The sequence below is a fragment of the Pseudomonas frederiksbergensis genome (assembly GCF_001874645.1).
Classification (GTDB): domain Bacteria; phylum Pseudomonadota; class Gammaproteobacteria; order Pseudomonadales; family Pseudomonadaceae; genus Aquipseudomonas; species Aquipseudomonas frederiksbergensis_B.
On record NZ_CP017886.1, the window covers coordinates 1,975,683 to 1,994,073 of the forward strand.

14 protein-coding genes and 1 pseudogene are annotated in these 18,391 nt (G+C 58.2%); 4 read left to right on the forward strand and 11 right to left on the reverse strand.

Features of this window, described 5'->3' with window-relative positions; genetic code table 11:
- Position 1: 1 nt before the first annotated feature.
- The 6 genes and pseudogenes from carB to grpE all read right to left on the reverse strand — a co-directional run bounded on the left by carB (position 2) and on the right by grpE (position 9,581).
- A complete protein-coding gene (gene carB / locus BLL42_RS09785) occupies positions 2 to 3,223 on the reverse strand; it encodes a carbamoyl-phosphate synthase large subunit (protein WP_071551874.1) in 3,222 nt (1,073 codons plus the stop codon).
- 139 nt (positions 3,224 to 3,362) lie between these two features.
- A complete protein-coding gene (gene carA, locus BLL42_RS09790; protein WP_071551875.1) occupies positions 3,363 to 4,499 on the reverse strand; it encodes a glutamine-hydrolyzing carbamoyl-phosphate synthase small subunit in 1,137 nt (378 codons plus the stop codon).
- Positions 4,500 to 4,757: 258 nt separating this feature from the next.
- Positions 4,758 to 5,564 (reverse strand): 4-hydroxy-tetrahydrodipicolinate reductase, encoded by an 807-nt coding sequence (gene dapB / locus BLL42_RS09795; protein WP_071551876.1) that lies wholly within the window; start codon positions 5,562 to 5,564, stop codon positions 4,758 to 4,760.
- Between the two features lie 10 nt (positions 5,565 to 5,574).
- Positions 5,575 to 6,698 (reverse strand): annotated as a pseudogene (gene dnaJ, locus BLL42_RS09800) (molecular chaperone DnaJ).
- 297 nt (positions 6,699 to 6,995) lie between these two features.
- Positions 6,996 to 8,912: a molecular chaperone DnaK gene (gene dnaK / locus BLL42_RS09805; RefSeq protein WP_071551877.1), complete on the reverse strand. Its 1,917-nt coding sequence runs from the start codon at positions 8,910 to 8,912 to the stop codon at positions 6,996 to 6,998.
- Positions 8,913 to 9,014: 102 nt separating this feature from the next.
- The gene (grpE, locus tag BLL42_RS09810) at positions 9,015 to 9,581 is read right to left on the reverse strand and encodes a nucleotide exchange factor GrpE (RefSeq protein WP_071551878.1); all 567 of its coding nucleotides are present in this window, start codon (positions 9,579 to 9,581) and stop codon (positions 9,015 to 9,017) included.
- A gap of 250 nt (positions 9,582 to 9,831) precedes the next feature.
- Here grpE and recN point away from each other — a divergent pair, with 250 nt between their 5' ends.
- Positions 9,832 to 11,505 (forward strand): DNA repair protein RecN, encoded by a 1,674-nt coding sequence (gene recN / locus BLL42_RS09815; protein WP_071551879.1) that lies wholly within the window; start codon positions 9,832 to 9,834, stop codon positions 11,503 to 11,505.
- 75 nt (positions 11,506 to 11,580) lie between these two features.
- Here the strand turns inward: recN and fur are convergent, their stop codons facing one another.
- On the reverse strand, positions 11,581 to 11,985 hold the full coding sequence (gene fur, locus BLL42_RS09820; protein WP_003197684.1) for a ferric iron uptake transcriptional regulator: 405 nt from the start codon (positions 11,983 to 11,985) through the stop codon (positions 11,581 to 11,583).
- Positions 11,986 to 12,082: 97 nt separating this feature from the next.
- Between fur and BLL42_RS09825 the strand changes: the two genes are divergently transcribed.
- A complete protein-coding gene (locus BLL42_RS09825) occupies positions 12,083 to 12,610 on the forward strand; it encodes an outer membrane protein assembly factor BamE (protein ID WP_071551880.1) in 528 nt (175 codons plus the stop codon).
- 61 nt (positions 12,611 to 12,671) lie between these two features.
- On the opposite strand, the gene BLL42_RS09830 is transcribed toward BLL42_RS09825, so the two are convergent.
- The 3 genes from BLL42_RS09830 to BLL42_RS09840 are packed head-to-tail and all read right to left on the reverse strand — an operon-like array spanning position 12,672 to position 14,827.
- Positions 12,672 to 12,989 (reverse strand): RnfH family protein, encoded by a 318-nt coding sequence (locus tag BLL42_RS09830; protein WP_071551881.1) that lies wholly within the window; start codon positions 12,987 to 12,989, stop codon positions 12,672 to 12,674.
- Entirely contained in the window at positions 12,982 to 13,416 is a 435-nt protein-coding gene (locus BLL42_RS09835; protein ID WP_071551882.1) for a type II toxin-antitoxin system RatA family toxin, read from the reverse strand. The genes BLL42_RS09830 and BLL42_RS09835 overlap by 8 nt, the downstream gene beginning before the upstream one ends.
- A 7-nt stretch (positions 13,417 to 13,423) precedes the next feature.
- On the reverse strand, positions 13,424 to 14,827 hold the full coding sequence (locus BLL42_RS09840) for a sodium-dependent transporter (RefSeq protein WP_071551883.1): 1,404 nt from the start codon (positions 14,825 to 14,827) through the stop codon (positions 13,424 to 13,426).
- Between the two features lie 118 nt (positions 14,828 to 14,945).
- Between BLL42_RS09840 and smpB the strand changes: the two genes are divergently transcribed.
- Entirely contained in the window at positions 14,946 to 15,428 is a 483-nt protein-coding gene (gene smpB / locus BLL42_RS09845; RefSeq protein WP_019691770.1) for an SsrA-binding protein SmpB, read from the forward strand.
- Positions 15,429 to 15,547: 119 nt separating this feature from the next.
- Here the strand turns inward: smpB and BLL42_RS09850 are convergent, their stop codons facing one another.
- Positions 15,548 to 16,315, reverse strand: a complete 768-nt coding sequence (locus tag BLL42_RS09850) for an FCD domain-containing protein (protein WP_071551884.1) — start codon at positions 16,313 to 16,315, stop codon at positions 15,548 to 15,550.
- 261 nt (positions 16,316 to 16,576) lie between these two features.
- Here BLL42_RS09850 and BLL42_RS09855 point away from each other — a divergent pair, with 261 nt between their 5' ends.
- Positions 16,577 to 18,265, forward strand: coding sequence for a lactate permease LctP family transporter (locus tag BLL42_RS09855; protein ID WP_071551885.1), 1,689 nt, complete (start codon positions 16,577 to 16,579; stop codon positions 18,263 to 18,265).
- Positions 18,266 to 18,391 lie beyond the last annotated feature (126 nt).

Genomic DNA, 18,391 nt, shown 5'->3' on the forward strand with positions numbered 1-18,391 from the left:
CTCATGCCTTCAATCCTGCGTGTAGATCCTGCAAGCGGCGCACAGTCTTCTCGGGACCGAACTTCAGCGCTTCACAGATAGCTTCGCCAGCAGCAATGGTAGTGGTGCAGTAGATCTTGTGCTGCAAGGCATTACGACGAATGGAGTATGAATCAGCGATCGACTGACGACCTTCAGTGGTGTTGATGATCAGCGTGACTTCGTCATTCTTGATCATGTCGACCACATGCGGACGACCTTCGGTCACCTTGTTCACACGGCGTACTTTCAGGCCGGCAGCCTCGATCAGCTTGGCAGTACCGGCAGTGGCAACCACTTCGAAGCCCAAGTTGATCAGATCACGGGCTACGCCTGCAACCAGTGGCTTGTCATCGTCACGCACGCTGATGAACGCAGTACCTCCGGTCGGCAGCACTTCGCTGGCGCCCATCTGGGCTTTGGCAAAGGCTTCGCCGAAGGTGTCGCCCACACCCATCACTTCACCGGTGGACTTCATCTCTGGGCCGAGGATCGGGTCAACGCCAGGGAATTTGGCGAATGGGAACACCGCCTCTTTCACACTGTAGAAGTTAGGAATGATTTCTTTGGTGAAACCGATTTCCTTCAGGGTTTTACCGGCCATCACGCGAGCCGCGATCATCGCCAGGGAAACACCGATGCACTTGGACACAAACGGTACGGTACGGGAAGCGCGCGGGTTGACTTCGATGACGTAAATGTCTTCGCCTTGCAGCGCCAACTGAACGTTCATCAGGCCGACCACGCCCAGTTCCAGGGCCATTTTCTTGACCTGCTCGCGCATCTCGTCCTGGATATGCGCAGGCAGCGAGTACGGTGGCAGCGAGCACGCGGAGTCACCAGAGTGAACGCCTGCCTGTTCGATGTGCTGCATGATCGCGCCGATCACCACGTCGGTGCCGTCGCAAACCGCATCCACGTCCATTTCGATGGCGCAATTGAGGAAGTGGTCCAGCAGCACCGGGCTGTCGTTGGACACTTGAACCGCTTCACGCAGGTAGCGCTTGAGTTCTTCTTCTTCGTAGACGATTTCCATCGCCCGGCCGCCCAATACGTAGGACGGACGCACTACCAGCGGGTAGCCGATCTTGCTGGCAGCGCGAATCGCTTCGTCTTCGCTGCGCACGGTGGCGTTCGGCGGCTGACGCAGATTCAGACGCTCAACCATTTGCTGGAAGCGTTCACGGTCTTCAGCGCGGTCGATGGCATCAGGGCTGGTGCCGATGATCGGAACGCCAGCAGCTTCCAGAGCACGCGCCAGTTTCAGCGGGGTCTGGCCGCCGTACTGAACGATCACGCCTTTTGGCTTCTCGACGCGGACGATTTCCAGCACGTCTTCCAGGGTCACTGGCTCGAAGTACAGACGATCGGAGGTGTCATAGTCGGTGGAAACGGTTTCCGGGTTGCAGTTGACCATGATGGTCTCGTACCCGTCTTCGCGCAGCGCCAGTGCCGCGTGTACGCAGCAGTAATCGAACTCGATGCCCTGGCCGATACGGTTAGGACCGCCACCCAGAATCATGATCTTGTCGCGACCCGACGGCGCGGCTTCGCACTCTTCCTCGTAGGTCGAGTAGAGGTAAGCGGTGTCGGTGGCAAACTCGGCCGCGCAGGTGTCGACGCGCTTGTAGACCGGGAACACTTCCAGCTTGTGACGGTGGGTCCGCAGGCTCTTCTCAGTCACACCCAGCAACTTGGCCAGACGCTGATCGGAGAAGCCCTTGCGCTTGAGACGGTACATCATGTCGCGGTCAATGCTGGACATGCCCAGGGTCTTGACCTTCTCTTCGTCCTTGATCAGGTCTTCGATCTGCACCAGGAACCAAGGATCGATCATGTTCATGCCGAAGATCTCTTCGACAGTCATGCCGGCGCGGAAGGCGTCAGCCACGTACCAGATACGCTCGGCGCCCGGCACGGTCAGCTCACGCTTGAGCACGCTCATGCTTTCCGGATTGCTCAGGTCGAGCTTTTCGTCCAGACCGCAAACACCTACCTCCAGACCGCGCAGGGCTTTCTGCAGGGATTCCTGGAAGGTCCGACCGATGGCCATGACTTCACCGACCGACTTCATTTGAGTGGTCAGGCGGGCGTCGGCTTTCGGGAATTTTTCGAAGGCGAAGCGTGGCAGCTTGGTCACGACGTAGTCGATGGACGGCTCGAAGGACGCAGGAGTAGCGCCACCGGTGATTTCGTTCTGCAACTCGTCCAGGGTGTAGCCGATCGCCAGCTTGGCAGCGATACGCGCAATCGGGAAACCAGTGGCTTTCGAGGCCAGTGCTGAAGAGCGGGATACACGCGGGTTCATCTCGATCACGACCATACGGCCAGTGTCCGGGCAGATGCCAAACTGAACGTTGGAGCCGCCGGTTTCAACGCCGATCTCACGCAGTACCGCCAACGAGGCGTTACGCATGATCTGGTATTCCTTGTCCGTCAGGGTTTGTGCCGGAGCAACGGTGATCGAGTCACCGGTGTGCACACCCATTGGGTCAAAGTTTTCGATCGAGCAAACGATGATGCAGTTGTCCTTCTTATCGCGGACAACCTCCATCTCGTACTCTTTCCAGCCGATCAGCGATTCGTCGATCAGCAGCTCTTTGGTCGGCGACAGGTCCAGACCACGGGCACAGATCTCTTCGAACTCTTCACGGTTGTAAGCAATACCGCCACCGGTGCCGCCCATGGTGAAGGATGGACGAATGATGCACGGGAAGCCCAGTTTTTCGAGGACTGCGTTGGCCTCCTCCATGCTGTGGGCGATACCGGAGCGCGGACAATCCAGGCCGATGGACTTCATCGCCTTGTCGAAACGCGAACGGTCTTCAGCCTTGTCGATGGTGTCAGCGTTGGCACCGATCATCTCTACGCCGAACTTCTCCAGAACACCTTCGCGCTCCAGGTCCAGAGCGCAGTTCAGAGCAGTCTGGCCGCCCATGGTCGGCAGCAGCGCGTCTGGACGCTCTTTCTCGATGATCTTGGCAACGGTCTGCCACTTGATCGGCTCGATGTAGGTGGCGTCCGCCATGGCCGGGTCGGTCATGATGGTGGCCGGGTTGGAGTTCACCAGAATGACGCGGTAACCCTCTTCGCGCAGGGCTTTGCAAGCCTGGGCGCCGGAGTAGTCGAATTCGCAAGCCTGGCCGATCACGATCGGGCCAGCGCCGAGAATCAGGATGCTTTTAATGTCTGTACGTTTTGGCATGGGTAGTCACTCAAATCCGCAGGTCCGACGGCAATCCCCGAGGAGAAGCCGTCTTGATCAATCTCTGAAGTCCTTCAGGGGCCGCCGGGTTACCGGGGCCACCCTCAAGGACTTCTCGCTACATGCTCAAGCCCGGCGATTAACGTCGCTTGGCCATCTCGTTGATGAAGCGATCGAACAGCGGCGCCACATCGTTCGGACCAGGGCTGGCTTCAGGGTGACCCTGGAAGCTGAACGCGCTCTTGTCGGTACGCTCGATGCCTTGCAGGGTGCCATCGAACAGCGATTTGTGGATCGCGCGCACGTTGGCAGGCAGGGTCGTTTCGTCTACCGCAAAACCGTGGTTCTGGCTGGTGATCATCACGACGCCCGTGTCCAGGTCCTGAACCGGGTGGTTGGCACCGTGGTGGCCATGACCCATTTTCAGGGTCTTGGCGCCAGAGGCCAGAGCCAGCAGCTGGTGACCGAGACAGATGCCGAACACCGGGATCTCGGTTTCAAGGATGTCCTTGATCGCCTGGATCGCGTAGTCGCAAGGCTCCGGGTCACCCGGGCCGTTGGACAGGAACACACCGTCCGGCTTGAGGGCCAGCACTTCAGCAGCTGGAGTTTGTGCCGGCACCACGGTCACGCGGCAGCCGCGCTCGACCAGCATGCGCAGGATGTTCAGCTTGACGCCGTAGTCGTAGGCCACCACGTGATGCGGCAGCTCGGAAGCGTCGATCGTCGCATGACTGTCGGTTTTCAGGTCCCAGACCGTCGAGCGCCATTCGTACTGCTCTTTGGTGCTGACGACTTTCGCCAGATCCATGCCCTTCAGGCCCGGGAAGCCGCGCGCCGCTGCAATCGCAGCTTCGTCGGAGATGTTGTCGCCAGCCATGATGCAGCCGTTCTGCGCGCCTTTTTCACGCAGAATGCGTGTCAGGCGGCGGGTGTCGATACCAGCGATTGCCACAACGTTGTTGGCCTTCAGGTAATCGGACAAGGACATCGTGTTACGCCAGTTGCTCGCAACCAGTGGCAGGTCACGAATCACCAGACCTGCAGACCAGACGCGGTCAGACTCGGCGTCTTCCGGCGTGGTGCCGGTGTTGCCGATGTGCGGGTAAGTCAGGGTAACGATCTGTTGGGCGTAGGAAGGATCGGTAAGGATTTCCTGATAGCCGGTCATGGCGGTGTTAAACACCACCTCACCAACGGTTTGACCGTCGGCTCCAATGGCTTCGCCGCGAAAAATGCTGCCATCAGCAAGGGCGAGTATGGCTGGCTTAGTCAAGAAGACCTCCCGTAAATAAAGCCTGAAAGGGCGATCGCAGGTTGCAAAAAAGCGGAGTGACGTATGGACACGTCACCCCGCTTCTTCACTGAATTATTCTGCGCGCTTTTAGTGGACACACTAAAGCTGTAGCTTACAGAAAAAGGCTGTTTTGGTCTACCGCCAATGAGCCTTAAAGGCCGGGGAATGCGACAGGACGCCGCTTGGCGAGGCAAATCGGGCTCAAACGCTGCGTTTGAACCCGATTTCGGGTGCATCTTAACGCAGGTCGAGCACGTCTTGCATGTCGTAAAGACCCGGCTCACGACCATCCAGCCACAACGCAGCACGCACCGCGCCCTTGGCGAAAGTCATGCGACTCGACGCCTTATGAGTGATCTCCAGTCGCTCACCCTCACAGGCGAACAGCACCGTATGATCACCCACCACATCACCACCACGAACGGTGGCGAAGCCGATGGTTTCGCGCTCACGCGCACCGGTGTGACCTTCCCGCCCATAGACCGCCACTTTCTGCAGATCACGACCCAATGCGCTGGCAATCACCTCACCCATGCGCAAAGCCGTACCTGAAGGCGCATCGATCTTGTGCCGATGATGCGCTTCGATGATTTCGATATCAGCATCATCGCCCAGCACACGAGCCGCCATATCGAGCAGCTTAAGCGACAGGTTCACGCCAACACTGAAATTGGCCGCGAACACTATCGGAATGTCCTTGCCCGCCTCGACCAGCAGCTGTTTTTCCGCAGCGCCCAATCCCGTGGTGCCGATCACCATGGCCTTGCCCGCCTTGCGGCAGAACGCCAGGTTTTTCAGCATGACCTCCGGGAGCGTGAAGTCGATCAACACATCGAACTCATCGGCCACCGCGTCCAGGCTACCGGACAACGGCACACCGATACGCCCCAACGAGGCCAGTTCACCGGCATCCACGCCAATCAGAGTGCTGCCGGGGCGCACGATTGCCGCCGTCAGGCCGGTGAGCGGCGCGCGCTGCTGCACCGCTTCGACCAGGATCTTGCCCATGCGCCCGGCAGCGCCCATCACAGCTATACGTCGCATGCCTGACTCCTTACAGATCGCCGAAGAAGCGCTTCACGCCTTCGAACCAACCGGTGGTTTTCGGTGACTGACTGTTGTCGTCCGCCAGGGAACTGCGGAACTCTTCCAGCAACTCGCGCTGACGACGCCCCAGATTGACCGGAGTCTCGACCGCCACACGGCACATCAGATCGCCCGCACCACCGCCACGAACCGGCGCAACGCCTTTGCCACGCACACGGAACTGCTTACCGGTCTGAGTACCTTCTGGAATCTTCAGTTTGACCCGACCATCGAGAGTCGGAATCTCCAGCTCGCCGCCCAGCGCCGCATCAACGAAGCTGATTGGCACCTCGCAGAACAGATGCTTGCCGTCACGCTGGAAGATCGCGTGCTCGCGCACGTTGATCACCACGTAAAGGTCGCCAGTCGGCCCACCTTGAGTACCCGCCTCGCCTTCGCCCGACAGACGAATGCGGTCACCGGTATCAACGCCAGCCGGCACTTTCACCGACAGCGTCTTGTACTCTTCGACACGACCTTCGCCATTGCAGGAGTTGCACGGGTCGGAAATGATCTTGCCCTGGCCATGGCAACGCGGGCAGGTTTGCTGCACCGAGAAGAAGCCTTGCTGCATGCGCACCTGACCGATACCGCCGCACGTCGGGCAGGTGATCGGCGCGGAGCCTTTCTTGGCACCCGAACCGTCGCACGGCTTGCAGTTGACCAGTGTCGGAACACGGATATTCACGGTTGTGCCGCGCACCGCCTCTTCCAGGTTCAGCTCCAGCGTGTAACGCAGATCGCTGCCCCGCTGAGCCCCGCCACGGGAACCGCCGCGACCGCCGCCGAAGAAGTCACTGAACACATCACCGAAGATATCGGAGAAGTTCTGACCACCAAACCAGCACCGCCGCCGCCCATGCTTGGGTCGACACCGGCATGACCGTACTGGTCGTACGCCGCGCGCTTGCTCGAATCGGACAGCACTTCGTAGGCCTCGTTGGCCTCTTTGAATTTCTCTTCCGACGCTTTGTCGTCAGGATTACGGTCCGGGTGGTGCTTCATCGCCAAGCGACGGTAGGCCTTTTTCAGGTCCGCTTCGCTCGTGCCACGCTCAACACCCAACACTTCGTAATAGTCACGCTTTGCCATAAGTCTTTGCACTCTTAAGGACGTTCGGCAAACCCCTCCTGAGCTTCGCCAAACTCGTTGAGCCCCAATACAGGCCCGGACCCAACTCACGTCAATTCAACGATCCTGGTCTTTGATTCGATGCGGTACCTGTGGATCGGAAAGCAGGAGCATCCCCGTCCGCACCGCCAGCACACGAACACTGTCGCATGCTGTAAAAATTCGCCTACTCCAGACACGCCAACGCGGGAGCAAGCTCCCGCGCGGCGACATCCTACCAGTCACCGCACAAAGGCAGTCAACCGGCCGACCAACAACTTACTTGTGGTCTTTAACTTCTTCGAACTCAGCGTCGACAACGTCGTCAGCCTTTTCAGCCTTCTCAGCGTGCGGTGCTGCACCCTCAGCTGGCTGAGCCTGCTCGGCGTACATTTTCTGCGCCACTGGAGCAGAGACTTTCGACAGCTCTTCAACCTTGGCTTCGATGGCAGCCTTGTCGTCGCCTTTGACGGCGGCTTCCAGGGCAACCACGGCCGCTTCGATTGCAGTCTTCTCTTCAGCAGTCACTTTATCGCCAGCGTCAGCGACCATTTTGCGCGTCGAGTGAACCAGCGCGTCGCCCTGGTTACGGGCAGTGGCCAGCTCTTCGAACTTGCGATCTTCGTCGGCGTTGGTTTCAGCATCACGAATCATCTGCTGAATTTCTTCCTCGGACAGACCGGAGTTGGCCTTGATCACGATCGACTGAGTCTTGCCGGTAGCCTTGTCTTTCGCACCTACGTGCAGGATGCCGTTGGCGTCAATGTCGAAGGTCACTTCAATTTGTGGCACGCCACGTGGTGCTGGTGGAATCTCGGCCAGGTCGAACTTGCCCAGGGACTTGTTCTGGGCAGCTTGCTTACGCTCGCCTTGCAGCACGTGAATGGTCACTGCGCCCTGGTTGTCATCGGCAGTCGAGAACACTTGCGATTTCTTGGTAGGAATCGTGGTGTTCTTCTCGATCAGCGCCGTCATCACGCCGCCCATGGTTTCGATACCCAGCGTCAGCGGGCTGACGTCGAGCAGCAGAACGTCTTTCACGTCACCGGCCAACACTGCGCCCTGGATAGCAGCACCCATGGCAACCGCTTCGTCCGGGTTAACGTCTTTACGGGCTTCTTTGCCGAAGAACTCGGTTACCAGCTTCTGAACCAGCGGCATACGGGTCTGACCGCCGACCAGGATCACGTCATCAATCTTGCCAACGTCGATACCCGAGTCTTTCAGGGCAATGCGGCAAGGCTCGATGGTGCGTTGAACCAGGTCTTCAACCAGCGCTTCCAGCTTGGCGCGGGAGATTTTCACGTTCAAGTGCTTAGGACCGGTCGCATCTGCTGTGATGTACGGCAGGTTGACGTCGGTCTGCAGGCTCGAAGACAGCTCGATTTTGGCTTTCTCAGCGGCTTCTTTCAGGCGCTGCATGGCCAGCGGGTCGCCTTTGAGGTTCATGCCGCTTTCTTTCTTGAATTCGTCAACGAGGTAGTCGATCAGACGAATGTCGAAGTCTTCACCACCCAGGAAGGTGTCACCGTTGGTGGCCAACACTTCGAACTGGTGCTCGCCATCGACTTCGGCGATTTCGATTACGGAGACGTCGAAAGTACCGCCACCCAGGTCATAAACGATCACGGTGTGATCGCCCTTGGCCTTGTCCATACCGTAAGCCAGAGCGGCTGCGGTTGGTTCGTTGATGATGCGTTTTACGTCCAGACCTGCAATACGGCCGGCGTCTTTGGTCGCCTGACGCTGACTGTCGTTGAAGTAGGCCGGAACGGTGATGACCGCTTCAGTTACAGTCTCGCCGAGGTAGTCTTCGGCGGTTTTCTTCATTTTCTTGAGGATTTCAGCCGAGATCTGTGGCGGCGACATTTTCTGGCCGTTCACTTCAACCCAGGCGTCATTGTTGTCAGCCTTGACGATCTTGTAAGGGACCATCTGGATGTCTTTCTGGACCACTTCTTCTTCAAAGCGACGACCGATCAAACGCTTGACCGCGTACAGGGTGTTGTGCGGATTGGTCACTGCCTGACGCTTGGCCGACTGGCCAACCAGAATTTCGCCATCGTTGGCGTACGCGATGATCGACGGCGTGGTACGCGCGCCTTCAGCGTTTTCGATAACTTTTACGTTGCCGTTTTCAAGAATGGAGACGCAGGAGTTGGTAGTCCCCAGGTCGATACCGATGATTTTGCCCATGTTCACTCTCCCGAAACTTTGGATTTGGTTGCCGCAGCAGTGGTGGCTAACTGCGGTAGCACTTAAACGCTTGACTTCTAAATGGGGGCCTTACGGCGAATTTCAAGCCTGCTCGTCAATCGACGGCGAAACCGGCGCCGGAGCCTTGCTGACCACGACCATGGCCGGGCGCAGCAGACGACCATTGAGCATGTAGCCCTTCTGGAACACCTTCAGCACGCTGTTGGGTTCCATGTCGGCGCTTTCCTGCATGGCCATCGCCTGGTGGTGTGCGGCGTTGAACGGTTCACCTTCAGGATCGATCGCTTCCAGCTGATAACGCTTCAGGGTGTCCTGGAACATTTTCAGGGTCAGTTCGATGCCTTCACGCATAGGGCGAATGCTTTCGTCGTCCGGGTTGGACAGCTCAAGGCCACGCTCCAGGCTGTCGATGATCGGCAGCAAATCGTTGGCGAATTTCTCCAACGCGAATTTGTGAGCTTTTTCTACATCCTGCTCGGCGCGACGGCGGACGTTCTGCAGATCGGCAGCAACACGCAAAGACTGATCCTGCGCCCCAGCCAGTTGCTCTTCGAGCACTTGTACACGTGCCACCAGGTCTTCACCCGATGCTTCGGGAGCCTGATTGGCGTCTAGATTTTGCGTATCCAGCGTCTGTTCGTCAGCCATAGATTTCTCCTTTCAAAATCGTGCGCGAACTCGACTCGCGCTTCTGCCCCGGTATATGGGGTCGCAATTTTCAGCTTCAAGGGCTGCCGGACCGCTGAATGCCATTACCCTTACAAAAACAGCTGATTTGACATTCCAGCGGGTTTTAAGAAAACAGCCTTACCAAGCAAATCGAGCTAAACACGGGCATTGTCAGCCAGAAACAAAACACTGTATAAATAACCAGACCTAAAGCCTGGGAGCGGCCTCTATGCTGGTGCACCTGTCCGTACATAACTACGCCATCGTTGAACATCTTGATCTGGAACTCGATCGAGGGATGAGCGTGATCACAGGGGAAACCGGCGCCGGCAAGTCGATCATGCTCGACGCCCTGGGCCTGACCCTTGGCGATCGCGCCGACAGCGGCGTGATTCGCCCAGGCGCCGAGAAGGCCGACATCCTGGCCACGTTCGACCTCGCCGATATCCCGGAAGCCAGTACCTGGCTGGCCGAGCGTGACCTCGATACGGATGGCCCGTGCATCCTGCGCCGGGTGATCACCGCCGAAGGTCGCTCACGCGGCTACATCAACGGCAGCCCCTGCCCACTGGGCGACCTCAAAGCCCTTGGCGAACTGCTGATCGATATCCACAGCCAGCATGAACACCAATCGTTACTGAAAACCGACACGCACCGCCGACTGCTCGACGAATACGCCGGCGCCACGGACCTCGCCCGCCAGGTGCAGCTTGCCGCCCAGCGCTGGCGACAAACCCGCCAGGAACTGGAACGACTCTCCAACTCCGGCGATGAACAGCGTGCTCGCCATCAACTGCTCAGCTATCAGCTCGAAGAGCTGGAAAACCTCGGCCTGGGCGAGAGTGAGCTGGAGCAACTGGAGCAGGAACACAAAAACCTGACCAACGCCGAAACCTTGCTCGGCATTTGCCGACAGGTGGTCGAGCAATGCAGCGAAAGCGATTCCGGCAATGTACTGAACGCCCTGACAGCCAGCCTCAATCGCCTGTCGAGCGTGAACAATTCAGTCGGCGCCCTGGGCGAAGCGACCAACCTGCTGACCAGCGCACAGATTCAGGTGGAGGAGGCCGTTGGCGAACTGAACCGCTTTCTCGACCACTTCGACGCCGATCCGGCGCGCCTTCAGCAACTGGAAGAGCGCCTCGACACGATCTATACCCTGGCGCGCAAACACCGGATCCAGCCCACCGAAGTCGCAGAGCTTCAACAAAGGCTGCTGGACGAGATCGAAACACTGAATGCCAACGACGAGTCCATCGAACGACTGAGCGAAGAGCTGGGCGCGTTTGCCCGGCACTATCAGGAAAAAGCCCGAGAACTGAGCGATCTGCGTCATCAAGCCTCGACCAGCCTGGCCAATGCCGTCGAACAGGAGATTCAACGTTTGGGTATGCCTGGTGGGCGCTTCACCATTGAGCTACGCCCCAACACCAGCACCGAACTGCTGCCCAACGGACTCGAACAGGTGGAACTGCTGGTCAGCGCCAACCCCGGGCAACCACTCAAGGCATTGGCCAAAGTGGCATCGGGCGGCGAGCTGTCACGAATCAGCCTGGCCATCCAGGTGATCACCGCACAAACCTCGCGAGTGCCAACACTGGTGTTCGACGAAGTGGACGTTGGCATTGGCGGCCCGACAGCGGAAATTGTCGGCCAGCTCTTGCGCCGCCTTGGGGAACGCGGACAGGTACTAACTGTCACTCACTTGCCGCAAGTGGCCTCCCAGGGCCATCAGCATCTATTTGTCCACAAGGTACGCGGTGACGATGCCACGCACACCGCCGTGTCCAAGCTGAGTAAACATGAGCGGATTGAAGAAGTAGCGCGAATGCTCGGAGGGATCGACCTGACCAAGGAATCCCTGGCCCATGCAAAGAAAATGGTCGTGACTGCAAAAATTTAAGATCACCAGAAAGCACGAAGGCGACCCTCGGGTCGCCTTCGCTCGTTTCGCGGATCAAAAATCCGCGCGACATGCTTACTTTTTCTTGCGTACGTACAGCACCAGATTGTGATCAACCATCTCGAAACCATACTTATCGACGATAGCCTTTTGCAGCCTTTCGATTTCTTCGTCGAAGAACTCGATCACTTCACTGGTCTCGACGTTGACCATATGGTCGTGGTGCTTGCCATCGTCGAGTTCAAATACCGCGTGGCCACCATCGAAGTTGTGACGGACCACAAGACCAGCCGCTTCGAATTGGGTCAGTACACGGTAAACCGTGGCCAGACCGACATCCTCGCCAGCTTCCATCAGCGCCTTGTAAACATCTTCGGCACTCATGTGACGTTGCTCGGCGGAATCGAGCATTTGCAGAATTTTGACCCGTGGCAGGGTCACTTTGAGGCCGGCTTTGCGTAGTTCGCTATTTTCAACCATGGTCAGCTTTCTCGCGATGCTGCTTCGCAGCTTCTCTTAATGCGGGTATGATCGGCGTTTACGTTGTCCCAGCCAAGATAGTGGAAGTCGCCCACCGATGCAAAACACCAAGCTCTTGCTAACCAGTTTCACCTTCGTGGGACTGCTCGCACTCGCCGGTTGTTCATTCCCCGGGGTTTACAAAATCGACATCCAGCAGGGCAATGTCGTCACGCAGGACATGATAGACCAGTTACGCCCGGGAATGACCCGTCGGCAAGTACGGTTTATCATGGGTAACCCTCTGCTGACCGACACGTTCCATGCCGATCGCTGGGATTACTTGTATAGCCTGCAGCCAGGCGGCGGTGAACGCCAACAGGAACGCATCAGCGTTATCTTCAACCCTAACGACCAGCTTGTCAGCCTGTCGGGCGATTTCATGCCTGGCGTGAGCCGAGACGAAGCGATTCTCGGCAAGGGCACCGGCACCACCGTAAGCGCCCCTGCTGAAAACGCCGAGAAGCCGAAGCCAGAGAAACCAGTAAAACCGGGCTCGCTGCTGGATCAGATCCAGAAGGACGTCGACAAAGTCGAAACCGTTCCGGTCCCGACGCCAGCACCGCTGGACACAACGCCGCAATAAAATGCGACGCAACAAAAAGCCCGGCATGTCCGGGCTTTTTGTCGTCTGTCACCAAGGAAATCTACTGATCCCTAGCCTTGGCCTGCGCCGCAGCCTTGGCCGCCCGCAACCGACGAACCTCTTTTGGATCCGCCAGCAACGCTCGATAAATCTCGATGCGGTCACCCGCCTGAACCTGACGGCTCTCGGGATCGGCAATCACCTTGCCGAAAACCCCTACCGGGCACGCTACCAGGTCCAGCTCGGGAAACAGCTCGGCAATGCCTGATTCAGCCAGTGCCGCTCGTAAAGTAGTGCCCACGGGCACCGCCACCTTGAGCAACACCTGGCGGTCGATGGCGGCATACACCACCTCGACGTCAATCACCGACTCAACCATGCAACTGCTTGGCGCGCTGACAGAACGCGTCCACCAGCGTGTTCGCCGCCTGATTGAACAACGGCCCTAGCGTCGCCCGAACAATCGGCCCAGCATAATCGAACGACAGGTCCAGACTGATCTTGCAGGCCTTCTCGCCCAACGGCTTGAATACCCAAACACCATGCAGTTGATTGAACGGCCCCTCTTCGAGATTCATCTCGATCGAATGCCCAGGCACCAGCGTATTGCGCGTCACGAAATGCTGGCTTAACCCGCCCTTGGCCACACCCACGCTCGCGCGCATGTGCTCGGCAGAGCTTTCCAGCACTTCTGCCTCGGAACACCAGGGCAAAAACTCTGGATAGCGCGCCACGTCATTGACCAGGTCATACAGCGCTTGCGCGGGATACGGCAACAGGGCCGAACGTTGAATATGTGTCGTCATGTCAGCGTCACTTCCACAGCTGGGCGGCAAACACTACAAGAATGCCAATAGGCGCCACATAGCGCATCAAGAACAAAGTCAGAGCAAACAATGCCGGGCTGCGCATCGACAATTCGTCGCGTACCGCCTCACGGCCCATCACCCAACCGGCGAACACCACAAAACACAAACCACCGAGTGGCAACATGATCCGCGAGGTGAAAAAGTCGATCACGCCAAAGAAATCCAGACCGCCTTGCGCGCCCCATTGGTACAGGTGAAACGCACCGCCATCATTCACGAAAAACTTGGCCTGTTTCCAGATATTGAAGGAAAACACCGTTCCCAAGCCAACAAACCAGCAACTGAACGCCAGCCAGAACGTCACCCAGCCACGACGGATGTTGGTCCGCTCAACCAGGTAGGCCACCATCGGCTCCAGCAAGGAAATCGCCGAACTCCAGGCCGCTATCGCCACCAGCACGAAGAACACCACGCCCATCAACTGGCCGAATGCGACGTTACCAAAGGCAAATGGCAGGCTGACGAACATCAATCCAGGCCCTTCGCTTGGGTTCAAACCTGCCGCAAACACAATCGGAAACAACGCCAGACCAGCCAGCAACGAAACAAAGGTATCCAGTAATGCAACGCCAACAATGGTCCCGGAAATCGACGAATGCTTAGGCATATAAGCACCGTAGATCATGATCGAACCAACACCGACGCTCAGGGAAAAAAACGCATGTCCCATGGCCGGCAGCAAGCCGTCCAGCAACTTGTCCGGGTTGAAGTCGAACATGAAGTGCACGCCCTCCATGAAATGCCCGGTAGTCAGGCTGTAGCCCAACAGAATCACCAGCATCACGAACAGCAACGGCATCATGATCCGCAAGCTGCGCTCTAGCCCCGCGACTACGCCTTTGGCGATAACGAATGCCGACAACAACATAAAGAGGGTGTGCCACAACGTCAGGCGCCAAGGGTCGGCGATCACCCCACCAAAATAGGCGCCGACCTGATCGGCCGTCACGCCCTGGAAGTCACCGCGCCCCATGTCGATGATGTAATCCAGCGACCAGCCACCCACCACACTATAGAAAGACAGAATCAGCAGTGCCGTGATCATCCCGGCAAACGCGCCCCAGGACCATTTCGCCGAATGACCGGCTTCAAGTGCCAGCACCTTCAAGGCATTTGCCGGACTGTGCCGGGCACGACGACCAATCAGGGTTTCGGCCAGCATCACCGGCACGCCAATCAGCGCGATACACGCCAGAAATACCAACACAAACGCGCCGCCGCCATAGACGCCGACCATATAGGGGAATTTCCAGATACTACCCAGCCCCACGGCTGAACCGGTCGCAGCGAGTATGAAAACCCAACGGCTAGCCCAACTGCCGTGGACTGAAACCTTGTCTGACGACATCCTTAACACGCCCAACCGATCAAAAAAGAGGGCGCATTGTCCGGGATTCACTCAATGCGCTCAAGCACGCAGGTTCACCGTAGCCGACTCGCGCGCAACTCCCTATAATGCCGCCCCTATGGCTAAACAGAAGAAACACCCCGAAGGGACCATCGCGCAGAATAAAAAGGCGCGACACGATTACTTCATCGAACACCGGTTCGAGGCTGGCATGGTCCTGGCCGGCTGGGAAGTAAAGAGTTTGCGTGCAGGCAAGGCGCAACTGGTCGACAGTTATGTGCTGCTCAAGGATGGCGAGGCCTGGCTGCTCGGCAGTCATATCACCCCGCTGACCACCGCCAGCACCCACGTCATCGCCGACCCGACGCGTACGCGCAAGTTGCTGCTCAACCAGCGTGAGCTGGAGAAGCTGTTTGCCGCTGTGCAACAGAAGGGTTACGCCTGCGTCTGCCTGTCGTTGTACTGGAGCAAGCACTTGATCAAGTGCGAGATCGCTCTGGGCAAGGGCAAGAAGGAATACGACAAGCGTGATACCGAGCGCGAACGCGATGCCGGTCGCGAGCTGCAGCGCGCGGTGCGGAACAAGGGTAAGGAAGATTAATCTTCCAGCCTGAGTTTTGTGGCGCGAGCGAAAAGATCGCAGCCTGCGGCAGCGCCTACATCGATACGCGATCTATGTAGGCGCTGCCGCAGGCTGCGATCTTTTGCGTTTAAAAACGATCACATCCCCTTGCGCCGCTCCGCACGAGCCATGCGCTGCATTTCCTGACGCACCTCTTCGAGCACCTCCTGCACATACAAAATGTGCCGGCTGGAGATTTCTCGCGCCTGCTCTGCGTGCCCTTCGATAATCGCCTGATACAAATCCCGGTGCTGACTGATCAGCATGTCGCGGGTTTCGGTGCGCTGTTTGTACATGCCACCGATGTTGGTCACCACGTTGCGTTTGAGCAGATCGAACAACCCGCGAATGGTGTGCAGCAACACCGCGTTGTGGCTCGCCTCGGCAATGGCCAGGTGAAACTTCGCGTCTGCCGCGCCCTCTTCCGCCCGGCTCACTTGATCATGGCGCGAATAGCAGTCTTGCAACTCTTCGAATGCCGCAGTCAGTCGCTCGCGGTCAACATCCGTCGCGCGCAACGCGGCGTAATAGGCACATGAAGCTTCCAGCGTATGGCGAAACTCCAGTAGATCACGCTGGGCTTCGGGATTGCTTTCCAGCAGGTGCAACAATGGATCGCTGAAGGTTGAACCGAGCGATTCAACCACATAGTTACCGCCGCCCTGGCGACTGACCAATAGCCCTTTGGCCGCCAGCTTCTGGATCGCTTCTCGCAATGAAGGGCGCGACACTCCGAACTGCTCAGCCAAGGCACGCTCTGCCGGCAATCGCTCACCAGACTTCAGCGTGCCCTCAAGAATCATCCCCTCGAGCTGCTCGACAATATCGTCAGACAAACGGCGCTGACGAATCTGATCAAACCCCATAACTCATTCTCCACGATCCCGACGGCTCGCCGGGCTCTCTATTCTGGCCTATTGACGTCGCGCCAGCACCTACCAGACAGCGTTTGATCGAACAGATCAGATGACCTCTGCACCGCTCATTCGACGAAAGTTTCAGGGCGACAAATTGACACACCGCCCCCAAGGCTTTTACCCTAGCCGACAGCGATTGTAAATTGGTATTACCAATTATCCAAGAACGCTGACCAGTGCCTGACCAACAACAATTAGGGGCCACCCCATATGCAAACCTGGCAACAGCTTTACAGCCCGCTCGGCAGTCTCGGCTTGTCCGCGCTCGCGGCCGTTATCCCCATCGTATTTTTCTTCCTGGCTCTGGCCGTGTTCCGCCTCAAAGGACACGTCGCCGGGAGCATCACGCTGGCGTTGTCGATTCTGGTGGCGATCGTTGCCTTCCAGATGCCTGTCGACATGGCCTTCGCCGCGGCTGGCTATGGATTTGCCTACGGACTGTGGCCAATTGCCTGGATCATCGTGGCGGCGGTGTTCCTCTACAAATTGACAGTCAAGAGCGGCCAGTTCGAAGTGATCCGCAGCTCGGTGCTGTCGATTACCGACGACCAGCGCCTGCAAGTGCTACTGATCGGTTTCTGCTTCGGCGCGTTCCTGGAAGGTGCCGCCGGATTCGGCGCACCCGTGGCGATTACCGCCGCGCTGCTCGTAGGACTGGGTTTCAACCCTCTGTACGCCGCCGGCCTGTGCCTGATTGCCAACACTGCGCCCGTGGCTTTCGGCGCACTGGGAATTCCGATCATCGTCGCCGGCCAGGTAACGGGCATCGACGCGTTCAAGATCGGTGCCATGGCGGGCCGCCAACTGCCGCTGTTGTCGGTGTTCGTGCCGTTCTGGCTGGTGTTCATGATGGACGGCCTGCGCGGCGTCAAGGAGACCTGGCCGGCAGCATTGGTGGCGGGGTTGAGCTTTGCCGTCACCCAGTTCTTCACCTCGAACTTCATCGGCCCCGAACTACCGGACATCACCTCGGCACTGGTCAGCCTGATCTGCCTGACCCTGTTCCTCAAGGTCTGGCAGCCCAAGCGCTCGTTCGCCGAAGCGACCGCCAGCGTCGGTGCCGCAAGCGTGAGAAGCGTCGGAGGCTTCGGTCAACCGCGTACGACCCAACCTTCACCGTACAGCTTCGGCGAGATCTTCAAGGCCTGGTCGCCGTTCCTGATCCTCACCGCGCTGGTCACCATTTGGACCCTCAAGCCTTTCAAGGCAATGTTCGCCGCCGGCGGTTCGATGTACAGCTGGGTGTTCAACTTCGCCATCCCGCACCTTGATCAACTGGTGATCAAGACCGCCCCGATCGTAGCCGCCCCGACCGCCATTCCCGCGGTATTCAAACTCGACCCGATTTCGGCGACCGGCACGGCGATTTTCTTCTCCGCACTGATCTCGATGCTGATCCTGAAGATCAATTTCAAAATTGGTATTACCACCTTAAAAGAAACCTTCTTTGAGCTGCGCTGGCCTATTCTGTCGATCGGCATGGTGCTGGCCTTCGCCTTCGTCACCAACTATTCAGGTATGTCGTCGACCATGGCGCTGGTGCTGGCAGCCACCGGCGCGGCCTTCCCGTTCTTCTCGCCATTCCTCGGTTGGCTGGGTGTGTTTCTGACCGGTTCGGACACCTCGTCCAACGCCCTGTTCAGCTCGCTGCAAGCGACCACTGCACACCAGATCGGCGTTAACGACGTGCTGTTGGTGGCGGCGAACACCAGCGGTGGCGTGACCGGCAAGATGATCTCGCCACAATCGATCGCCGTGGCCTGCGCCGCGACCGGCCTGGTGGGCAAGGAATCCGATCTGTTCCGCTTCACCCTCAAGCACAGCCTATTCTTTGCCACTATTGTTGGCCTGATTACGCTGGCCCAGGCCTACTGGTTTACCGGCATGCTGGTGCATTAAACGCTACACGAAACACCGAAAAACCGACGCTGGGCTTTGACCCTGGCGTCAGCGACTCACCACCCGGTCTGCAAGGCTGCTGAAAGCTTCCCGCTTTATAGTCAGCAGCCTCAGCAGACGGATAAC